The organism is Pantoea sp. AG702, from assembly GCF_003182295.1.
Classification (GTDB): Bacteria; Pseudomonadota; Gammaproteobacteria; order Enterobacterales; family Enterobacteriaceae; genus Pantoea; species Pantoea ananatis.
The window spans coordinates 141,729-163,350 of sequence record NZ_QGTU01000002.1; the positions used below are offsets into that span (position 1 = coordinate 141,729).

Below are 21,622 nucleotides of genomic sequence, written 5' to 3' on the forward strand. Positions count from 1 at the left end.
TGAGAACTGTTATCGGCAGAATTCGCATTATCATAACGCCTGGAAATTGTTTGATAATGATTCAATCGACGCACAATGGATCCTGGGATGTGGCCGCACAGTGCTTCCTGAATTCCCTGATCCGTGAAACCAAGGACTGGCGACTCAGCCAGGGTGAACCCGCCGAGTTAGTGATTCCGTTGGCGGAAGAGAAGGCCCTACACTTTAAGGTGGCTTACTTTTCTCCTACCCAGCATCACCGTTTTGCCTTCCCGGCCCGGCTGGTCACTCACCGTGGCAGCGAGACGGTGACGTTCGCCACCGTTGCCAGACTGATTGTCGATAAACTGCAACATCAGCAACAGCTGCCCGCTCCCGGCTGTGAGGCGTTTTACCAGCGCGTGATGGAAAGCCATGCGCATACCGCTGAGGCAACGGCTGCCCGCCACGACTGGCGAAGCCTGCGTGAGAAAGCCCTGAACTTTGCCGAAGCAGAGCAGGCCCTGCTGGTCGGGCACGCCTTCCATCCGGCACCCAAATCACATGAACCTTTTACGCAGCAGCAGGCCGAACGTTACCTGCCTGATTTTGCGCCACATTTTCCGTTACGCTGGTTTGCGGTGGATAAAGACCATCTGGCGGGTGACAGCCTGCAGCTGACGTTGCAGCAGCGCCTGACGCGCTTTGCGGCAGAAAACGCGCCGCAGTTACTGCATGCGCTAACCGATCGGCAATGGCTGTTCCCGCTCCATCCCTGGCAGGCGGACTATCTGCTCCAGCAGACCTGGTGTCAGCAACTGGTGGAAAAAGGCCTGGTTACTGACCTGGGTGAAGCCGGTGCGCCCTGGCTGCCCACCACCTCATCGCGTTCGCTGTACTGCGCGACCAGCCGCGACATGATCAAGTTTTCCCTGAGCGTGCGGCTGACAAACTCCGTCCGCACCCTGTCGGTCAAAGAGGTCAAACGCGGCATGCGGTTGGCGCGTCTGGCGCAGACCGACCGCTGGCAGGACATGCAGGCACGCTTCCCGGCGTTTCGCGTGATGCAGGAAGATGGCTGGGCCGGACTGCGCGATGCGCAGGGCACGATTATGGAAGAGAGCCTGTTCGCACTGCGTGAAAACCTGATTGTCGACAGGCCGCAGAGCCAGACCAACGTGCTGGTTTCCCTGACGCAGTCCGCGCCGGACGGCGGCGACTCACTGCTGTCTGCCGCAGTAAAGCGCCTGAGCCAGCGACTGCACATCAGCGAAAAACAGGCTGCGTATGCCTGGGTCGACGCCTACTGCCAGCAGGTGCTGAAGCCCCTGTTCACCGCCGAAGCCGATTACGGCCTGGTGCTGTTAGCCCATCAGCAAAATATCCTGGTGGAAATGGAGCAGGACCTGCCGGTTGGCCTGATTTATCGCGACTGCCAGGGCAGCGCCTTTATGCCTCACGCCGCAGGCTGGCTGGACATGATTGGCGAAGCGCAGGCGGAAAACGTCTTTAGTCGCGAGCAGCTGCTGCGCTACTTCCCCTATTACCTGTTAGTGAATTCTACCTTTGCCGTCACGGCGGCACTGGGCGCGGCGGGCATGGACAGTGAAACCCATTTGATGGCGCGGGTACGCGATGCGTTAAGTGCGCTACGTAACGAGGTCACGCACAAGGGCTGCCTGGATTACGTGCTGGAAAGCCCGCACTGGAACGTCAAGGGCAACTTCTTCTGTTACCTGCACGATCACAATGAAAACACCATCGTCGATCCGTCGGTGATCTACTTCGACTTCATCAACCCACTGCTGTCTCAGGAGCGCTAAATGTCTCAGGCAACGATTGTTCACAGCGGCCACGGCCTGCGTTGCGAAAAGTCAGGAAAAACCCTGAATCTGGGTTGGGGACAGGACAACAGTGCGGTGCTGCATTTTGCCGGTCCACTGCCCGAAGGCTGGCTGCGTGACGCGCTGGATCAGATGTTTATCGCTGCCCCGCAGCTTTCTGCCGTGGTGCTGCCCTTCGCAGAGTGGCGTGAAGAGCCTCAGGCGCTGGCGCTGTTTGCGGCCCTGAAAAGCGATATCGTCCACCGCGAGACGTTCTGGCAACTGCCGCTGTGGTTGTCTGCGCCTCGTCAGCAGGCCTCCGGCGAGATGGTATTTGATGCCGAACGTGAGATCTATTTTCCCCGGCGCCCAGCGCGACCTGATGGCGAAGTGTATCGCCGTTACGATCCGCGCGTACGGCGCACGCTGAGCTTCCGCGTGGCCGATCCTGCCCGGGATGCCGAAGCGTTTACCCGCTGGATGAACGATCCGCGCGTGGATTACTTCTGGGAGCAGAGCGGATCGCTGGCCACTCAGACCGCCTATCTTGAACGCCAGCTCGGCAGCAGCTATGCCTTTCCGCTGATTGGCTGTTTTGATGACGAGCCCTTCAGCTACTTTGAAATTTACTGGGCGGCGGAAGATCGTATCGGACGGCACTACAGCTGGCAGCCGTACGATCGCGGTTTGCATCTGCTGGTGGGGGAGCCGCAGTGGCGCGGGCCGCACTTTGTGCAGAGCTGGCTGCGCGGCATCAGCCACTATCTGCTGCTGGATAATCCGCAAACTCAGCGCCTGGTGCTGGAACCACGGGCGGATAATCAGCGCCTGTTTCGTCACCTTGAACCCGCGGGCTATACCAGCGTGAAAGAGTTCGACTTTCCGCACAAGCGCTCTCGCCTGGTGATGACCCAGCGCGCCCGTTTCTTCAGCGAGGTGGGCCTGTGATGAATTCGCACGCATGGGAAACCGTTAACCGTCAGTTGGTGGCAAAAATGCTGGCCGAGCTGGAGTACGAGCAGGTCTTTCAGGCTCAGCCGCAGGGCGACAACCGTTACTGCATCAGTCTGCCGGGTGCCGAATGGCAGTTCACCGCCGAGCGGGGCATCTGGGGCTGGTTATGGATAGATGCACAAAGCCTGCGCTGTGCGGATGAGCCGGTACTGGCCCAGACGCTGCTGTGCCAGCTACAGCCGGTGCTGTCGATGAGTGATGCCACGGTGGCGGAACATATGCAGGATCTCTATGCCACGCTGCGCGGCGATCTTCAGCTTATGCAGGCACGTCAGGGCATGAGTGCCGATGCGCTGATTGATATGGATGCCGACCGCCTGCAGTGCCTGCTCAGCGGCCATCCCAAGTTTGCCTTTAATAAAGGCCGTCGCGGATGGGGACAAGAGGCGCTGGCGCGCTACGCACCCGAATATATGAATACCTTCCGCCTGCACTGGCTGGCGGTAAAGCGTGATCATATGGTCTGGCGCTGCGACAGCGAGCTGGACATCCAGCAGTTGTTGCAGGCCGCGATGGACAGAGCCGAATATACGCGTTTCACCGAGGCCTGGCAGGCGCAGGGGCTGGACGACAGCTGGCTGCCTTTGCCGGTGCATCCCTGGCAGTGGCAGCAAAAAATCGCGCTCGATTTTGTCGCGGATCTGGCCACGGGCAATATGCTGTCGCTGGGTGAATTTGGCGATCGCTGGCTGGCGCAACAGTCACTGCGCACCTTGACCAACGCCAGCCGTCAGGGCGGGCTGGATATCAAACTGCCGCTTACCATTTACAACACCTCCTGCTATCGCGGTATTCCGGGCAAATATATCGCGGCGGGCCCGCTGGCCTCCCGCTGGCTACAAAACGTCTTTGCCACCGACACGACGCTGCAGCAGAGCGGGGCGGTGATCCTGGGCGAGCCGGCCGCCGGTTATGTTTCCCATCGCGGCTACGGCGCGTTGCCCGAAGCCCCCTATCGCTACCAGGAAATGCTGGGCGTGATCTGGCGTGAAAATCCGTCGCGCTGGCTGCACGCGGACGAAACGCCAATTCTGATGGCCACGCTGATGGAGTGCGATGAAAACAACCAGCCGCTTATCGGCGCCTACATTGCCCGCTCGGGCCTGAGCGCCGAGGCCTGGTTAAGTCAGATGTTCCGCGTGGCCGTGGTGCCGCTGTATCACCTGCTGTGCCGTTATGGCGTGGCGCTGATCGCACACGGGCAAAATATTACGCTGGCGATGAAAGACGGCGTACCCCAGCGCGTATTGCTGAAAGATTTTCAGGGCGATATGCGTCTGGTAAAGGACGATTTTCCGGAGATGGACTCTCTGCCTCAGGACGTCCGCGATGTGACGGCACGCCTGAGTGCTGACTATTTGATTCATGATTTGCAGACTGGCCATTTTGTCACGGTCCTGCGTTTTATTTCGCCGTTAATGGCGCGCCTTGGCGTTCCGGAACGACGTTTTTACCAACTGCTTGCCGCAGTGTTGAGCGACTATATGCAGGACCATCCGCAACTGTCGGCGCGTTTTGCGCTTTTCTCACTCTTCAAGCCACAAATCATTCGTGTCGTGCTGAACCCGGTAAAACTCACCTGGCCCGATCAGGACGGCGGAAGCCGTATGTTGCCCAATTACCTGGAAAATCTGCAAAACCCGCTGTGGCTGGTTACCAAGGACTGAATCATGACAAACACTGTTGATTTTATTGGCGTTGGCATTGGCCCGTTTAACCTGAGTATCGCGGCGCTGGCACACGAAGCTGAAGGCTTTACCAGCCAGTTTTTAGACAGCCGGCCGGATTTTGCCTGGCATCCCGGTATGCTGGTGCCTGACTGCCATATGCAGACCTCGTTTTTAAAAGATCTGGTCTCCGCGGTCGCGCCCACCAGCCCGTTCAGCTTTGTGAACTATCTGGTGAAGCGTAAAAAGTTTTACCGCTTTATGACCACCGAGTTACGTACCGTCTCGCGCGATGAGTTTTCCGACTATCTGCGTTGGGCTGCCGAGGGCATGAACAACCTGCGCTTTAATCACACGGTGGAACGCATCGATTTTGATGAGGCCAATAAACGCTTTGTGATTCACAGCAACGGTGGGGAAAGCTATGCCCGCAACATCTGTCTGGGCATTGGCAAGCAGCCCTACCTGCCGCCCTGCGTAAACCGCATCAGCGCCACCTGTTTCCACGCCAGCGAAATGAGCCTGCGTAAACCCGACCTGCGCGGCAAGCGTGTGGCGGTGATTGGCGGCGGTCAGAGTGGTGCCGATCTGTTCCTCAACGCCTTCCGGGGTGAATGGGGCGAACCGGCTGAGGTCAGTTGGGTGTCGCGCCGCAACAATTTTAACGCCCTGGATGAGGCCGCTTTTGCCAACGAGTACTTCACGCCAGAATACGTTTCCAGCTTTGTCGGTCTGAACGAGGCTGCCCGACAGAAAATGCTGGCTGAACAGAAGATGACCTCGGACGGCATCACGGCAGATTCCCTGCTGACGATTTATCGCGAGCTGTATCATCGCTTTGAAGTGCAGCGTCAGCCGCGCAATGCGCACCTGCTGCCGAGCCGCTCGGTCATTGAACTCAACAGTCATCACCAGGGCTGGCAGCTTCAGTTGCAGCATCAGCTTGACCAGGGCTACGACCTTATCGAATGCGATGTGGTGATTTTCGCCACCGGCTACCGGCCTGCGCTGCCAGAACTGCTCTCCCCCCTGATGAGCCGCCTGACCATGAAAGATGAGTGCACGTTCAGCGTGCGTGAGGACTTCACGCTTGAGTGGAACGGGCCAAAAGAAAATAACATCTTTGCGGTGAACGCCAGTATGCAAACCCACGGTATCGCGGAGCCTCAGCTCAGCCTGATGGCATGGCGATCCGCCCGTATTCTGAATCGCGCACTGGGGCGCGATTTGTTCGATCTCAGCACGCCGCCCGCCCTGATCCAGTGGCGCAGCGTCAGCCGGGAAAAACCGCAGCACGGCGCTGCGTCCACTAAAAACTATACCGAGTCCTTGGGGTAAGCCTTAACCTCGCACGCAGGAACGATAATGAAGACTAAAAACAAGAATATCTGGCTGCTTAATCCGCTGCTGTTAGCCATGATGGCGCCCGCGGTCGCACAGCAAACCAGTGAAAATGACATGGTGGTTTCGGCCAGCCGTACGCACCGTACGGTGGCAGAAATGGCTCAAACCACCTGGGTGATTGAGGGGGCCGAACTGGAGCAACAAGTCCAGGGCGGCAAAGAGTTTAAAGATGCGCTGGCGCAGCTGGTGCCGGGCCTGGACGTCAGTAGCCAGGGCCGAACCAACTACGGCATGAACATGCGCGGCCGCGCGATTGTGGTGCTGGTGGACGGCGTTCGCCTGAATTCTTCGCGCACAGACAGCCGCCAGCTGGATTCGATCGATCCCTTTAACATCGATCACATCGAGGTGATCTCCGGTTCAACCTCGCTGTACGGCGGGGGCAGCACCGGTGGCCTGATCAATATCGTCACCAAAAAAGGCCAGCCGGGCACCCAGTTTGAGTTTGAAACCGGCACCAAAACCGGGTTTAACAACAGTAAAGATCACGATGAGCGCGTGGCGGGCGCGATTTCTGGGGGGAACGATCGCGCGTCCGGACGGTTGTCGGTGGCCTACCAGAAGTTTGGCGGCTGGTATGACGGCAACGGCGATTCTGTTCTGCTCGATAACACCCAGACGGGCCTGCAATACTCCGATCGTCTGGATGTGATGGGCACCGGCACGCTTGAGATTGACGATCACCAGCAGTTGCAGCTGGTGACGCAATACTACAAGAGCCAGGGCGATGACGATTATGGCCTCTATCTTGGCCGAAACTTTTCGGCGGTAACCGGTAACGGTAACGCCTACACCAGTAAAGGACTGAACTCAGACCGTATTCCCGGCACCGAGCGCCACCTGGTCAGTCTGCAGTACTCTAATACCGATTTCCTGGGTCAGGAGCTGGTGGGTCAGGTCTACTACCGTGATGAATCTCTGGCGTTTTATCCCTTCCCAACGGTGTCCGGCGGGCGGGTGACCAGCCTCTCTTCCTCTAAACAGGATACTGATCAGTACGGCGGCAAGCTGGCAATCACCAGTAAACCGCTCGACAACCTGCAGCTGACCTACGGTGTTGATGCCGATCATGAACGTTTTAGTTCCAATCAGATGTTCTTTGATCTGGCACAGTCGGCCGCCTCGGGTGGCCTGAACAACCAGAGCATTTACACCACCGGACGCTATCCGGGTTATGACATTACTAACCTGGCGGCTTTCCTGCAGTCCAGCTACGACATCAACGATACCTTCACCTTGAGTGGCGGCGTACGTTATCAGTACACCGAAAACAAGGTGGACGACTTTGTCGGCTATGCCCAGCAGCAGGCGATTGCTAATGGCACGGCGCGTTCGGCCGATGCGATTCCAGGCGGCTCAACGGATTACGACAACGTCCTGTACAACGCCGGTATCCTGATGCATATCACCGAGCGGCAGCAGGCATGGTTCAACTTCTCGCAAGGCGTTGAACTGCCGGATCCGGGCAAGTATTACGGCAACGGCACCTATCGTCTGCAAAACGGCAACTACCAGTTGTTGAACAGCGTTAATGTCGATCAGTCGAAGCTTCAGGGCATCAAAGTCGATTCTTACGAGCTGGGCTGGCGTTACACCGGTAATGACCTGCGCACGCAGTTAGCAGCCTACTATTCGCTGTCAGACAAATCGATTTCGGTCAACCGCAGCGATATGACCATTAACGTGGACGATGACAAGCGCCGTATTTATGGCGTGGAAGGTGCGGTGGATTACTTTATCCCCGATACCAACTGGAGCACCGGCGTCAACTTCAACCTGGTCAAGTCTGAAACCAAAAAAGATGGCGGCTGGAAGAAGTGGGATGTCATTTATGCCAGTCCATCGAAAGCCACCGCCTATGTTGGCTGGTCGCCGGATCCCTGGAGCCTGCGCCTGCAAAGCACGCAGTCGTTTGACCTGACCGATAACGGCGGCAACAAAATTGACGGTTATACCACCGTTGATTTTATCGGCAGCTACCAGTTGCCGGTGGGCAAGCTGAGCTTTAGCGTCGAGAACCTGCTGGATCGCGACTACACCACGGTGTGGGGACAGCGTGCGCCGCTGTTCTACAGCCCGACCTATGGCTCGCCGTCGCTGTATCAGTACAAAGGCCGGGGTCGCACCTTTGGGCTGAACTATTCGGTACTGTTTTAAGTCTTCATTCTTGCCCGGTGTGACGCCGGGCAAGCCTCACTCAATCTCACTTTTTCCTCCTGTCGCCGCTAAACACGCTGTGCCGTTACATAATGTAAACAATACCTAAACGAATACGCTCAGTTTTGTCAGGTACATGCCGATAGTCTTTATGTACGTACATTTAATGCACAAAGCATTTTCGTTTTAACGACCAGGCGGAACAAAAAATGACCATTACACAGCGACTTTTCCTGACCTTCTCCCTCCTTGCCGCCTCACTGGCTGTTCTGGCTATGGTGGCGATCACGGTGGTAACAGGATTTCAATCACGCTTCGATTACGTGCAGAGAAATACAATTCCTTCTATTACCGATCTTAATAAGCTTGTCGATAGCAGCAATGCCCTGACACTGCTGCTTTATCGCCATCAAAGTGCGACCGATCAACGCAAGCAGGCCCAGTTTGAGAAAGATATCGCTGGCGTGATTGCGGATCTGAAAAAGCAAAACCAGTATTACTTTGATCACGACCTTTCCAGTGCTGAAGACAAGGCCCTGAGCGAAAAAGCCTTTGCGGAGATAAAAGAAGCGGAAGCCAGGCTGCCGACCTTTTTTGCCGGGTCACGGGCACAAAATGATGCCATCGCGTTGGGCGCGATCCAGGGAGACAGTGGTGTGGGCCAGTCTGTTCGCGATCTGATAGCGGGGTTAAAGCGACAGCTGCAGCTGAATGTGGACATTGGCAAAACCTACAGCCAGCAAAACAATCAGGTTTATCAACAAACCTTGTGGGGCATGTCCGGCGGTTCGCTGCTGATTATCCTGCTGCTTGGCGCGTTTTCGGTGAAAACCATCTTCAGCATCCGTCGTCAGCTCAACGCGATTCGTGCCACCATGGAAAGCGCCAGCGAACGCCTCGATCTGACGCTGCGCGCAGATGAGTCGCGTCGCGACGAAATTGGCTTAACGGCCAGCGCTTATAATCACCTGGTCAGCAATGTGGCGCAGTCGTTGTCGTCCGTTGAACAGGCATCCCACTCTGTCGGCTCTGCCTCATCCCAGATTTCAGCCGGCAACGACGATCTCTCGGCGCGTACCGAAGAGCAGGCAGCGTCGCTGGAGGAAACGGCGGCCAGTATGTCTGAACTGAGCGAAACCGTGCGTCAGACGGCTGAAAATACCCGCCTTGCCAGCCAGCTGTCCAAAAATGCGCGTGAAATCTCGGAAGACAGCTCGGGCAAAGTCAAAACCATGCTGAGCACCATGTCCGATATCAAAAGCAGTTCAGCGAAAATCAACGACATTATTGCATTGATTGAAGGCGTTGCCTTCCAGACCAACATCCTGGCGCTGAATGCGGCCGTTGAAGCCGCCCGTGCCGGTGAGCAGGGACGCGGTTTTGCCGTGGTCGCCGGAGAGGTGCGTAATCTGGCACAGCGCTCTTCTTCTTCTGCCCGTGAGATCAAAGCACTGATCGAGTCCTCCATGCGCTACGTTGAAACCGGTGCCGCTCAGGCTGAAGAAGTCGGACAAAATATGGGCCGGATGAACGATGCCGTGCGTCAGGTAAACGATCTGGTCGATGAGATTGCGGTGGCGGCAAGCGAACAGTCGCAGGGCATTGGTCAGGTACATGAAGCGGTCAATCAGATGGACAGCGTAACCCAACAAAACGCCGCACTGGTGGAGCAGGCTTCTGCCGCTGCGCGTTCGTTAACGGAGCAGTCCACCACGCTGCAACAGCTGGTGGCCGCCTTTACCATCCGTTCAGCTCAGGTTGTCGCCGCTAAGCCGCCTTTAGCCGCCGTGACGGCCGCACCCGTGCTGAAGCGTCCACAGCTTGCGGCGGCAGGTGCAGGTGCAGGTGCGCAGGAAGATAACTGGCAGAGCTTCTGATCGTGGCGAAGCAGTGGCCCGGGCGGCCGCTGCTTTTAAAGGGTTACGAACTTCTGTGCAGCGTTAACGGCGTTGATAACCAGCGGGCAACGCGTTTGCCTGCCTTAATGGCGGGTTTTTCAATCCAGAAAAACATCACGGAGGCCAGCGCCACACTGATGCTAATGGAGAAGATGAAAATCATCAGATTGTCCGTCCAGGCTTTATCCGCCAGGCTGTTCATCAGCAATATCATCATCGGATAGTGGATGAGATAGAGCGAATACGAGATATCGCCAAAGAAGATCAGCGTGCGGTTATGACCACTTTCCGTGCGGTAACCCAGCATCACCGTGATGCTCACAATGGCCGCCGCCAGCCAGAAACCGCCATGCAGGCCAAACGGCTGCGGCCCAATCATCAGCGCTGTCGCAAACGCCAGTACCAGCCCCACCTGCAGTATTCTGCGCATCTGAGGATTCAGCTCAGGGAGCTTTTGTCTGACGATTAATTCAGCCAGCATCATCCCTAAGATAAACTCCATGCAGATGGTATTGCTGATAAGTTTGATCCACGCCTGCCACCAGTGCGTTACCGCCATATCAGGCGAAACCTGAGAGGAAAAGGTAAAACTGCCGTTGTAATACAGCTGAAAGCCCACGCTGGAGGCGAGGAAAATCAGTGCACACAGGAAGCTACGGTAGCGATAGTTTATGCACATCGCCACGGTAAACACGGCGTAGAACAGGATCTCATAGGAAAGCGTCCACGGCGGACCTAATGCGCTGAATCCAAAGGTCGGCCCGGGGCTGCTGTAATCCTGCAGGCAGAAGTAGAGCGCACAGGACATATCCTGAAGCGAACGGTCGTGATAAACCACCACGAACGAAAGCAGCCAAACCACAAAGAAGACCGGCCAGATGCGGAAAAAGCGTTTCACCATGAACGACGTCGGCGCTTCGTTAAACTGATGCGTAATAAAAGTCATGATGAAGCCGCTGATAATAAAGAATACGTCCACGCCCAGCGCGCCGGGGATGTGCCGGGTCCAGTGACTTTCTAACAGCGATGAGTTGTGCGCCAGCACCACAAGTAGCGCAGCCAGGCCGCGCAGATACTGGATTGAGACGATTTTCATGAGCGTTACAGGCCTGTCAGTTTACTCAATCACGGCGTTCGCCTGAACGAGCCGGTTAGGGTTAAGCGTAGGCCGTATTGTAAAAATGCCTTAACGATTATCAACCGCCATTTAGCAGCCAGGAAAAAAGGGTTTTGCCTGATAGCCTAATTTTGCAGAAAAAATGGCGACGATCGACGGAGTTAGGCGCACAGGATCAGAAGTGCGCCGTTGGGATTTCAGAGGGTTCTTAAACAAATATGATGACTTGAGGGGATACAGGCACTACGCGGACGCGCGCGGAAAGACGCTCCCGCCCATGGCGCGCCGGAAGATCTCAATCGTCCACATCCACAGAATATGCCCCAACGTCTCCGAGGCGATTTCCGCTAACGGCAGGTGCCACAAGGGCGGTGCCCAGCCGTTCATCGGCAAGATCACGCCGTGAAAGCCCAGGGTAATGAGCAGGGCAAACGCTACGCCCTGGCCCAGCGTAACGACCGGGAGGATCTCGGCCAGGGCGCAGTAGAGCAGGGCGAAGACGATTGAGAACAGGTGGTGAACCCCGGCAATGCCCCAGTTCACCACGTGACCGGAATAATGATAGACCAGGTTGCTGACGTTGATCCCCATATCCTGCAGCATCTCCGCAGGGGGAATCGCCCTGTCAGGCGTTCTGGGCGGAAACGGATTCTCCGTTCCCCATTTTACGAAGCTGGCAACGTTGCCGCCCCAAAACCCTGCCCAAAGCGCCGGACCATAATGCCGGTCGGCAGGGGACGTCAGACGAAACGACCTGTTCATAGTTAACCGCTCCTGCTGAGTAAGATAACCACTGTGGATTACTGCCCGTAATAGGCATTTGCTCCATGCTTTCTGAGAAAGTGCTTGTCCAGTAAGGGCTGTTGCATGTGGGTAATACCGGGCGTCAGCTGGCGGGAGAAAATGCCCATATAGGCGATCTCTTCCAGCACCACCGCATTGTGGACCGCATTATCGGCGTCTTTTCCCCAGGCAAAGGGCCCGTGCGCGTTAACCAGCACGGCAGGAATAGCTGTCGGGCTGATGCCGCGCGTGCGGAAGGTTTCAATAATCACTTCGCCGGTATTGTGTTCATAGTCGTGGGCTATTTCGGCCTCCGTCATCAGCCGGGTGCAGGGAATGGCCCCGTAAAAGTAGTCGGCATGGGTTGTGCCCCAGGCGGGCAGGTCCTGACCGGCCTGCGCCCAGATGGTGGCGTGGCGCGAATGGGTATGCACAATGCCGCCAATATCCGCAAAGGCGCGGTAGAGCGCCAGGTGCGTCGCGGTATCCGACGAGGGTTTTTTACTGCCTTCCACCACCCGTCCGCTTTCCAGTTCCACGACCACGATGTCGTCCACCGTCATGCCGTCGTACTCCACGCCGGAGGGTTTGATGGCCATCAGCCCCTGCGCGCGATCGACAGCGCTGACGTTGCCCCAGGTAAAGGTCACCAGCTGATGGCGCGGCAGCGCCAGGTTGGCGGCCAGCACCTGCTCTTTCATGGCGGCTATGCTCATACTAAACCTCCTTCCTGCATTTTCTGTTCAATCCAGCGCCGGGCCTGCACGATCTCGGCAACCGGCTCCTCGGCTTTTTCCGTCCACATTTCAATCAGGAACGATCCGCGATAGTTCAGCGCCTTAAGCGTGCGGAATACGCCGACAAAGTCCACGCAGCCCTGACCAAAGGGGACGTCCCGAAACTGGCCCGGCGAGCTTGCGGTCACGGGTTGGGTATCCTTCAAATGAATCGCGGCGATGCGATCAATACCCAGGGTCAGTTCGGCGGTGACATCATTGCCCCAGGCGCTGAGATTGCCCACGTCCGGATAAACGGAAAACCATGGAGAAGCCTGCTGCTGCTCCCAGACTTTCCACTTGCTGATAGCGTTCATAAACTCGGTATCCATGATCTCAACCGCCAGCATCACCTGCGCCGCGGCGGCGCGTTGCACCGCACGTGACAAGCCTTCGGCAAAGCGCGCTACGGTGCCATCATCGTGAGGTTCGTAATAGACGTCGTAACCGGCAAGCTGAATCGTGCGGATCCCCACGTCCTTTGCCAGTTGGATGGCGCGATCGATCAGATCGTCTGCCCGCTGGCGGATCGCCGGATCGTGACTGCCAAACGGAAAGCGGCGATGCGCCGACAGGCACATGGAGGGAATGGTCACGCCGGTTTCAATCATGGCGTTGACCAGCGACAGGCGCTGCTCTTTGCTCCAGGTCAGGCGCTCCAGCCGCACGTCGGTTTCGTCTACCGACATTTCCACAAAATCAAAGCCACAGGCTTTTGCCAGCGCCAGTCGTTCAGGCCAGGTGAGGTTAGCGGGCAGGGCTTTCTCGTAAATACCTAACGGATGCTGGCGTTTCATACTGTTCCCCAAATGCTGGCAATGGCCTGATGGAATTCCGCTGCGCGTTGAATGCCGCTGGCGGGATCGCTGAGGGCGCGCCCGGCGATAAACGCTTTCACGTCAACGTCTTTAAATTGCGCAAGATCCTGAGGCGTAATGCCGCCCGTGATGGAGAGCGCAAAACCCAAATCCGACAGGGCTTTCATGGTATCCAGGTCATGCTGATTCCATTGCTGCCCGCTGGCCTGGGCATCCCGCCCCCGATGGTAAATGGCCTGTTTCAGACCCAGTTGCCGCCAGCGGCGGGCATCGTCCAGCGTCCAGTGACCAAACAGTTCGATTTGAATATCGCCCTGGTGCTGCTGCGCCACGTCCAGCGCGCTGGCAAACGTCGCCAACGGTGCGGCACAGATGACCGTCATCCAGCTTGCGCCCGCCGTGAAGGCCATGTCTGCCAGCGTGCCGCCGGCATCCGCCACTTTATAGTCGGCCACCAGGGTCTTTTGCGGATGCTGCTGGCGCAGACGGCGCACGGCTTCGACTCCGCAGCTCAGGCACAGCAACGTACCGGCTTCGATGATATCGACATGCTGATGCAGCTGCTGTGCGGTCTCCAGCGCCGCATCCAGCGCGGTATGATCCAGCGCCAGCTGGAGTAAAGGCAGGCTCATAAGAGGGCTCCTTGTGCGTCACTCAGGACGCGGATCAGATGCTGATAACGCTGATACTTTTGCTGATAACGGGCATGCCGTGTGCTGTCCGGTAGCCAGGTGACGATATCCGGCGCCAGGGCCTGCTGGGCCTGCTGCAGCGAGGTGTAAGCACCGGTGCCGGTCAACGCCACCAGCGCCGCGCCCAGACAGCCGCTTTCGCTGATCTGCGGCACTTCAACGCGCAGGCCGCTGGCATCGGCAAACATCTGCATCCAGGGCGCGGAGCGCGTAGGGCCGCCGCTCAGACGCAGGGCAGTGACCTGAGGAAAGCGTTGCAGAATGCGGTTGAGATGCGTCAGGTGGGAGAACACCACGCCTTCGTAGATGGCCTGCACCAGGTGGGCACGCGTATGGCCCGCCTGCAGACCAAAGAAACTGCCGTGCAGGTCGGTCCCGGCGTTGGTGCCGTACAGAAAAGGCAGAAACAGCAGCGCGCTGCTGGCAGGCTCCAGCTCCTCGACCCACTGATTTAATTGTTGGTAGTCGCGGATGCCCCACTGCTCACAGAACCACTCCAGGTTTGCCGCCGATGTCGGGCTGGCTTCGTGGATAAGATACTGGCCTTCAATGGCATAGCGACCGTAAACGTAGGGATAGTCTGCTTCATCGCTAATGCAGTCGGTAATGCCGCTGGTCACCGACCAGGTGCCCATCACCGCGTTCAGGCGCGTTGCGTCATTCAGTCCCGCACACAGCGCGGTGGACATCACGTCAAACAGGCCCCCGACCACAGGCGTGCCGGGCAGCAAACCGCATGCGGCGGCAGCCTGCGCGGTCACATAGCCGGCAATCTGCGTTGATGCCACAATCGGGGGCAACGCCGGCACGATCTCGCTGATATCCAGCATCTCAGCCAGCGCGGGCGACCAGTCTGCCGCCTGCATGTCGTACAGATTGGATTCAGAGATGTTAGTTTCTTCACAGGCCAGCTCGCCGGTCAGACAGAAACGCAGGTAGTCGTGGGCCATCAGTACGCTGCCGATTGCGGCGTAGCGCTGCGGCTGATGCTGCTTTAGCCAGCGCAGGAGCGACACCGGATGACCGGTCCAGAGCGTCTGTCGGGTGAGAGGATAGAGTTTTTGCGGCATGCCTTCCCGCTGCCACTGTTGCACCAGGCTCAGGGCGCGACGATCGGAGGATAAGATGCCATTTCCCAGCGGATTGCGATCTTTATCCAGCAGAAACAGCCCTTTACCCTGAGCAGAGATGCCTAATCCAGCGACGTCGGCGGCATCCTGACCGCTGCGGGTCAGTACTTCGCGAATGACCGCTGCCGCCTGCTGCCAGAGCAGCGTCATATCGCGTTCGGCATAACCCGGCTCTGGTACCTGTACCGGCAGGTTTTGCCGCGCAACGGCCAGCTCGCGGCCCTGCCTGTCGTAGAGTCCGGCTTTAATAAAGGTGCCGCCGCAGTCCAGTCCCAGCCAGCGTTTCATAACGCCTCCCGTTTCGCAGAATCACAGCGGGCAGGCAGGGTCATTGCCAGCAGCGCAGCCAGCGCCAGCGAAATGGCAAGGCTGTAAACCCCGGCATCTTTGCTGTAGAACGCAATCAGCACGCCGACCATGTAAGGCCCACAGAAGCCGCCAAGGTTGCCCAGTGCGTTGATCAGGCCGCGTGCCCCGCCCGCGACCTCGGCATTGAACAGGCGCGGCGGAATACTCCAGAACACGCCCGCTGCAGACTGAATAAACACGCCACAGCCCACCAGCGCCGCGTAGGACCACCAGATATGCGCTTTTAGCAACACCGACAGCGCCATGCATAGCGCAAAACCTGCCAGTGGCAGCGCCACAAACAGCTTGCGCCGCCCGGTTGCATCCGAAAGAACAGAAAACAGAAACATGCCGAAGATCGCCCCGACGTAGGGCAGTATGGCCAGCATACCAACCTGCTCGACATTGCCGTGGGTCAGCTCTTTAAGAATGGTGGGCAACCACAGGGTGTAGCCGTAAATGCCGGTCTGATAAAAGAAATTGACCAGAATCAGCCGCCACATCACGGGCTCGTGCATGACCTTAAGCAGAGAAGCGTTGCGCACATTCTGCCCTTTGATCATCAGTTGCTCGTTGTGCAGGGTCGTAATCAGATACTGCTTTTCAGCCGGAGAAATCCACTTCGCCTCCTGCGGCCGGTTGCTGATGGTGAAATGCCACAGGGCCATGACGACCAGCGATAACACGCCTTCCACATAAAACAGCATGCGCCAGTCCCAGCCGGTAATGATCCAGCCGGAGAGCGGCGCGGTAATGATCCCGGCGATCGGGACAAACATGATCACAATGGCATTGGCGCGGCCGCGCTCGGCATCCGGGAACCAGTTGCCGATCATCGTCAGCACCACCGGCAGCATGCCGCCTTCGGCGATCCCTAACGCAAAGCGCAGTGCCAGCAGCTGGTACTGACTGGTTGCCATGCCGGTCAGTATCGAAATGACTGCCCAGGCCAGCAGCGACCAGCCAATAAAGCGTTTGCCGTTACCGTAGACGGCCAGCTTGCCGCCCGGCACCTGCAAAAACAGGTAACCAATGAAGAAAATGCCGCCCGCCAGACCGGCCATTGAGGCGCTGATGCCCAGTTCGGCGTCCATTCCGCCCGGCATGGCAAAGGCAATATTAACCCGATCCATATAGGAAATGATGCAGGTGATCAGGACAGGCGGAATGATCCGTAACCAGCGCAGGGCAGGGATCTTTTCACGGTTAACGGCAGTTGATGTCAGACTCATGGCCTTTCTCCTTGCTTACGCCAGATCGCAGGTGGGGATCTTGACCACCACTTTGCGAATCGGTCCTGGCGTGCCCACCGCGCAATTTGGGCGGTGGATATCCTGCGGAAAAAACACGGCAAAGGTGCCCGGCAGCATGCGCACCTGGGTCTCATGCGGCACGTGCTGGTAAAAAATAATGTCGCGCTCCGGGTCGTAAGGCTGATGCACCGCGAAATCCACAGGCTGCGTTGCGACGCCGATGACTTCTTCGCCCGTAACCAGGTACTGCACATCAATGTGCAGGCGGTGTGCTTCCGGGTAGTTCTCCTCGGCCGGAACGGTGTGCAGATCCAGTACCTGCATAACCCAGCCGGTTTCACTGTCCTGATAACGTCCCGCCGCCAGGGTGAGCAGGTCGTAGCGGGTCAGGCAGGCGATCGCTTTGGCGATCGCCGGAGGATAGTGACGCGGGTCGGTATTCGCGATGTGTCCGGTGATCATGATTCCCTCCTTACAGCGCCTGGATACGCGCCCAGACGCGCTCATCTACCGGAATGCCAAGTCGCTGATTTTCAGCCCGCAGCGGCGGAAACTTATCGCCGGGCAGGCGAATGGCCTGCGCGCTGTCGGCCCGTTCAGCGTTGATAATCGATGCCCGGATGCGGTCGAGCTTGTGCTGGCGGGTTTCACCGTCGATAAGGCGGTCAACATCAATCGCGATAAAGACCTGCGAGATGCCGAATTCATCGCCGTTGTCGTGTGTCACTTCGGTGACGGAGGCACCGTTGGAGAGCAGGGTGGCCAGCATGTCCAGCACCACCGACAGCGCGGAGCCTTTCCAGTAACCCATGGGTAAGATGCGACGGTTCTGCTCAAGAGTGGCCGGATCGCGCGTGTAATTGCCTTCATCATCAAATCCGCCATCGACCGGCAGGCTCTTACCGGCCAGACGGTTCACTTCCAGCATGCCGTAGGAGAACATCGACATCGACATATCCACCATGGTGATTGGCTCGCCTGGCACGGCGATGATCAGCGGGTTGGTGCCGATAGCGCCGCTTTTCGCGCCCCAGGGCGGCATCACGGCAATGGAGTTCGTCCAGCAAATGCCCACAAAGCCCTTTTCGGCTGCCTGCCAGCCATAACTGCCGCCACGCATCCAGTGATTGGCATTACGCAGTGCCACCAGCCCAATACCGTGATCCGATGCCAGGGCCATAGCACGATCCATCATCCCGTGCGCGGTGATGTTGCCGATGGCGCGCTGCGCATCCCACTGCTCGATCGCGCCCAGCGACAGGACTTTTTGTGGTTCCGCCTCGGGCACGATATGGCCAGCATCCAGCTGCTGAATAAACCGCGGGAAGCGGTTTACGCCGTGGGAATACACGCCGTTGAGACTGGTTTCGGTAAACATGCGCGCGCAGGCTTCGGCTTTATCCTGAGGCACGTTACGACCTGTAAGTACGCGGAGAAACTCCTCATACAACTGCTGATAGCTGATTCTCATACGACTGATACTCCCAGCGTTACCGCTTTATTTCATAATGTGGAATGTCATTTCAACTAAATGCTATGGGGAAAAGCCGGGCCAGTCAAAGAAATGACCGAAAAATTAATCAATAAAAATCAGTATCTTATATTTATTGTCGGCTTTTGTGATCTCTGGCTTATTCGCCAGATTTTGCCCACAGGCGGGCCGGTCAGCCCAAGAGAGGCTGACCTGATTGACGCGTGCGGCATCCCTGCCTGAGCAGACGGCTTAGGGCAGCCTTACCCGGTAGAGCGACGTGTTTGCGGTGATATAGAGTTCATTATTATCCGGCCCACCCAATGTGCAGTTGGATACCGTTTCAGGGATCGGAATTTTGCCTTTGCGCTCTCCGTCAGGGTTAAAAATAATCACGCCGTCTGCGCAGCTACAGTAAATGTCGCCGTGAGAATCGACACAGAATCCGTCCGGGAAGCCCGGCGTGACATCGGCAAAAAACTGGCCGGGCGACAGCTCGCGTCCTTTAACCTGATAGACCCGGAGCTGGTGGCGCCCCAGAGTTGGAAAGTCCACCACCGACATATCGGCAACATACAGCAGGCTCTCGTCGGGCGAAAACGCCAGCCCGTTAGGCCGTTGCAGATCGCTGGCCGCAATACTGAGCTGCCCGGAGGCGGGATCGAAGCAGTAGAGATAGCAGCCAATCACCTGACTCGGGGCCAGATAGCCTTCGTGATCGTTAACGATCCCGTAAGGCGGATCGGTAAACCAGATGGTGCCATCGGCGCGGATCGCCAGATCGTTGGGCGAGTTAAAGCGCTTGCCCTCTACTTTGTCGATCAACACGTTGACCGTGCCATCCAGTTCGGTCCGGCTGATAGCCCGGCGGCCGTGTTCGCAGCTAACTACGCGTCCCTGCCCATCCCGGGCATTACCGTTGGCATAGTTAGCGTGATGACGCCAGATGCTGAGCTCACCGTTGCGCTGCCAGCAGTACATGCGGTTGCCTTTGACATCGCTGAATACCACCGCATCGTGCTGCGGCAGCCATACCGGGCCTTCGGCCCAGATGGCAGGGGAACACAGTTTTTCTACCTGCATGCTGCTGGCCTCCGTTACTTCACGCCCCAAATGGTTTTATAGTGCTGCTGATAACCGTTTTCGGGGTCGTAGTTATTTTGCGGTCCGCCATCCCGGCTAATATTTTCCTGAGTAATTAAGTGCGCAGGCGTGACATAGCCGGAAGGCGGCTGGCCAGCGAAGGCGCGGTTGAACTCATCCAGCAACTGCCAGCCGTGCAGTTTTAACGGTTCTGCCACGGTTGCCGACTGGCTTTCACCATTGCGAATACGCTGGAAGGCCGAGACAGACCCGTCGCCCGCAGAGATATTGTATGGCGCGTTTTTGCCCCCCTTGCCTGCGGTTTTCAGCGCCGGTGCCATGAAGTCAAAATAGAGATCGTTAATCGCCAGCGAGTACTGCCAGCGGTCGCCGTACTTCTGTAACAAGCTGAAGGTGAGCGACGGCATACGGTTAGAGGTATCGGCCAGCGGCGTGTCAATAAAGTCGATGACCTTACACTCGCTGCACTTTTCAATTTCCTGCTTCATCGCATTGGCTTTATCCAGCGCGATTTTGTACAGCGAGTCGGTAAAGATGATGACCTGAGCTTTACCGCCTGATTTCACCACCGCGTACTGTGCCGCCAGGCGGGCAACCTCATTTGAGTCAGAAGTAATGTTATCCGTAATGCCGTACTGCTTAATCGGGCCTGGCTGTGGCTCCGCATGCCAGGCCATCAGCACTATCTTTTGCTGGACCGCTTTTTTGAGCGGCATTTTGGCGACGTTGGGGTTCCAGCCGCCAATAATGATGCCGTCAGGGCGCTGGGCAATAGCCTGATTCAGCGCGGCAAGCTGATCTTTCACCGATCCCGCACCGTCCAGCGTATCCAGCTTCCAGCCCGCCACTTTCGCCGCCTCGCTCAGCCCCTGCTGAACCCCCTGTACACCGCCATTTTTCATATCTGAGGCGATAAAAATCAGTTTCTTGTTCGCCTGGAGTTTCGGCCCCGTGGTAGGGCCGTCCCAGGTGGTGGCGCTGGACGTGGCTTTGGCGACGGCCGCGGTGGCCTGTTCCAGGTAGCTGTCTGCATGAGCGGGCAGAGAGGCGACCAGCATGGCAACGAGAGAAATACCAAATACCGGATTTTTCATAATGAGTTCCCTGGTGTGATGGTTTTTTGCTGTGGGTCAGGTGTTGTTGCTGGCGTGCTCTGACTGCGCACGACAGCTTTTTGGTTCAACATACGGCGACGCTGGGCGTAGCCGGCAAGCGTAATCGACAGCAACAGCGTGGCACCGTTAAATAAGGGTTCAACCCAGAAGGCGCCACCAAACTGCTGAATACCGGCGATACCAATAGCCAGAATGGCGATGCCCACTACGGTGCCCCAAACGTTAACCCGTCCCGGACGAATGGTGGTGCTGCCCAGAAAGGCGCCCACTAAGGCAGGCAGCAGGTAATCCATCCCGACGCTGGCCTGGCCGACGCCCTGTTCTGCGGCAATCAGCACGCCGCTGAAGCCGGTGATGACGCTGGAGGCGATAAAGGATCCAATAACGTACTTATTAACGGCGATGCCGTTGAGGCGTGCCGCGACGGGGTTACCGCCCACGGCATACATGCATCTTCCCAGCGGCGTATGCTCGGTGACCAGCCATAACGCCAGCGCCAGGCCCAGCACATAGAATGCGCCAATCGGAATGCCAAGGATTTCCGTGCTGTGCAGCGCGCTGAACGCATCCGGTAAATCGCCCACAATTTGTCGGCCGCCGGAGTGCCACAGCGCAATGGCATACAGCACCGTCCCGGAGCCCAGCGTGGCGACGAAGCTGTCAATGTCTGCCAGCGCGACCAGGATGCCGTTAAGCAGGCCATACAGGGCCGACAACACCAGCACCGTCAGCACCGCCATCTGCCAGGAAAAGCCATATTCCACCTGCAGCGTAATGGCCAGGATGTGCCACAGCACGATGCCAAAACCGACGTTGAGGTCAATTTTGCCAACGATCATTGGCAAGGTGGCCGCCAGCGCCAGCAGCGCAATTTTTGCCTTACTGGACAGAATCGCCTGCACGGTCAACATCGAAGCGAAGGTGGGGGACAGAACTGAAAACAGTAACGCTAACAGCACGCATAACAGCAGTAGCCCGTAGCGGGTGAGGATCTGCATCGACCACGGCGCAAAGCCATGCTGAGCAAGGCTGACCCGTTGTTCGAGCGCGGTGGACTTCACCGAGGTTTTAGACATTTCGTTTCTCCTGACTGC

Annotated in this window: 18 protein-coding genes; 6 read left to right on the forward strand and 12 right to left on the reverse strand. The window is 57.5% G+C overall.

Annotated features, from left to right (window positions below; genetic code table 11):
• Window positions 1-56: 56 nt before the first annotated feature.
• The 6 genes from iucA to DFO57_RS07050 all read left to right on the forward strand — a co-directional run bounded on the left by iucA (window position 57) and on the right by DFO57_RS07050 (window position 9,900).
• Window positions 57-1,781, forward strand: a complete 1,725-nt coding sequence (gene iucA / locus DFO57_RS07025) for an aerobactin synthase IucA (protein ID WP_146206684.1) — start codon at window positions 57-59, stop codon at window positions 1,779-1,781.
• Window positions 1,782-2,729, forward strand: a complete 948-nt coding sequence (iucB, locus tag DFO57_RS07030) for a GNAT family N-acetyltransferase (RefSeq protein WP_110015207.1) — start codon at window positions 1,782-1,784, stop codon at window positions 2,727-2,729. It abuts the gene before it with no gap.
• Entirely contained in the window at window positions 2,729-4,462 is a 1,734-nt protein-coding gene (iucC, locus tag DFO57_RS07035) for an aerobactin synthase IucC (RefSeq protein WP_015701216.1), read from the forward strand. Before iucB ends, iucC begins: the two co-directional genes overlap by 1 nt.
• A gap of 3 nt (window positions 4,463-4,465) precedes the next feature.
• Window positions 4,466-5,800: an NADPH-dependent L-lysine N(6)-monooxygenase gene (gene iucD / locus DFO57_RS07040; protein WP_013024253.1), complete on the forward strand. Its 1,335-nt coding sequence runs from the start codon at window positions 4,466-4,468 to the stop codon at window positions 5,798-5,800.
• Between the two features lie 27 nt (window positions 5,801-5,827).
• A complete protein-coding gene (locus tag DFO57_RS07045) occupies window positions 5,828-8,023 on the forward strand; it encodes a TonB-dependent siderophore receptor (RefSeq protein WP_014595119.1) in 2,196 nt (731 codons plus the stop codon).
• 209 nt (window positions 8,024-8,232) lie between these two features.
• The gene (locus tag DFO57_RS07050) at window positions 8,233-9,900 is read left to right on the forward strand and encodes a methyl-accepting chemotaxis protein (RefSeq protein WP_110015208.1); all 1,668 of its coding nucleotides are present in this window, start codon (window positions 8,233-8,235) and stop codon (window positions 9,898-9,900) included.
• Window positions 9,901-9,943: 43 nt separating this feature from the next.
• Here the strand turns inward: DFO57_RS07050 and DFO57_RS07055 are convergent, their stop codons facing one another.
• The 12 genes from DFO57_RS07055 to DFO57_RS07115 all read right to left on the reverse strand — a co-directional run bounded on the left by DFO57_RS07055 (window position 9,944) and on the right by DFO57_RS07115 (window position 21,604).
• Window positions 9,944-11,017 (reverse strand): acyltransferase, encoded by a 1,074-nt coding sequence (locus tag DFO57_RS07055; RefSeq protein ID WP_105083329.1) that lies wholly within the window; start codon window positions 11,015-11,017, stop codon window positions 9,944-9,946.
• A 264-nt stretch (window positions 11,018-11,281) separates the two neighbouring features.
• Entirely contained in the window at window positions 11,282-11,800 is a 519-nt protein-coding gene (locus tag DFO57_RS07060; protein WP_078828962.1) for a DUF1440 domain-containing protein, read from the reverse strand.
• 38 nt (window positions 11,801-11,838) lie between these two features.
• Window positions 11,839-12,537 carry an L-ribulose-5-phosphate 4-epimerase gene (araD, locus tag DFO57_RS07065; RefSeq protein ID WP_029570889.1) on the reverse strand — a complete coding sequence of 233 codons (699 nt, stop codon included), beginning with the start codon at window positions 12,535-12,537 and terminating at the stop codon, window positions 11,839-11,841.
• Entirely contained in the window at window positions 12,534-13,394 is an 861-nt protein-coding gene (locus DFO57_RS07070) for an L-ribulose-5-phosphate 3-epimerase (protein ID WP_014595123.1), read from the reverse strand. The genes araD and DFO57_RS07070 overlap by 4 nt, the downstream gene beginning before the upstream one ends.
• Window positions 13,391-14,047 carry a 3-keto-L-gulonate-6-phosphate decarboxylase UlaD gene (gene ulaD, locus DFO57_RS07075; protein WP_013024260.1) on the reverse strand — a complete coding sequence of 219 codons (657 nt, stop codon included), beginning with the start codon at window positions 14,045-14,047 and terminating at the stop codon, window positions 13,391-13,393. Before ulaD ends, DFO57_RS07070 begins: the two co-directional genes overlap by 4 nt.
• Window positions 14,044-15,525: an FGGY-family carbohydrate kinase gene (locus tag DFO57_RS07080; RefSeq protein WP_078828961.1), complete on the reverse strand. Its 1,482-nt coding sequence runs from the start codon at window positions 15,523-15,525 to the stop codon at window positions 14,044-14,046. The genes ulaD and DFO57_RS07080 overlap by 4 nt, the downstream gene beginning before the upstream one ends.
• Window positions 15,522-16,817: an MFS transporter gene (locus DFO57_RS07085; protein ID WP_029569394.1), complete on the reverse strand. Its 1,296-nt coding sequence runs from the start codon at window positions 16,815-16,817 to the stop codon at window positions 15,522-15,524. Before DFO57_RS07085 ends, DFO57_RS07080 begins: the two co-directional genes overlap by 4 nt.
• A 15-nt stretch (window positions 16,818-16,832) precedes the next feature.
• Window positions 16,833-17,300, reverse strand: a complete 468-nt coding sequence (locus DFO57_RS07090; RefSeq protein ID WP_019105625.1) for a YhcH/YjgK/YiaL family protein — start codon at window positions 17,298-17,300, stop codon at window positions 16,833-16,835.
• Between the two features lie 10 nt (window positions 17,301-17,310).
• A complete protein-coding gene (gene yiaK, locus DFO57_RS07095; RefSeq protein ID WP_014595128.1) occupies window positions 17,311-18,309 on the reverse strand; it encodes a 3-dehydro-L-gulonate 2-dehydrogenase in 999 nt (332 codons plus the stop codon).
• A gap of 252 nt (window positions 18,310-18,561) precedes the next feature.
• Window positions 18,562-19,392 (reverse strand): SMP-30/gluconolactonase/LRE family protein, encoded by an 831-nt coding sequence (locus DFO57_RS07105; protein WP_014595129.1) that lies wholly within the window; start codon window positions 19,390-19,392, stop codon window positions 18,562-18,564.
• Between the two features lie 14 nt (window positions 19,393-19,406).
• Entirely contained in the window at window positions 19,407-20,507 is a 1,101-nt protein-coding gene (locus DFO57_RS07110; RefSeq protein WP_110015209.1) for a substrate-binding domain-containing protein, read from the reverse strand.
• Window positions 20,504-21,604 carry an ABC transporter permease gene (locus tag DFO57_RS07115; protein ID WP_013024268.1) on the reverse strand — a complete coding sequence of 367 codons (1,101 nt, stop codon included), beginning with the start codon at window positions 21,602-21,604 and terminating at the stop codon, window positions 20,504-20,506. The genes DFO57_RS07110 and DFO57_RS07115 overlap by 4 nt, the downstream gene beginning before the upstream one ends.
• Window positions 21,605-21,622 lie beyond the last annotated feature (18 nt).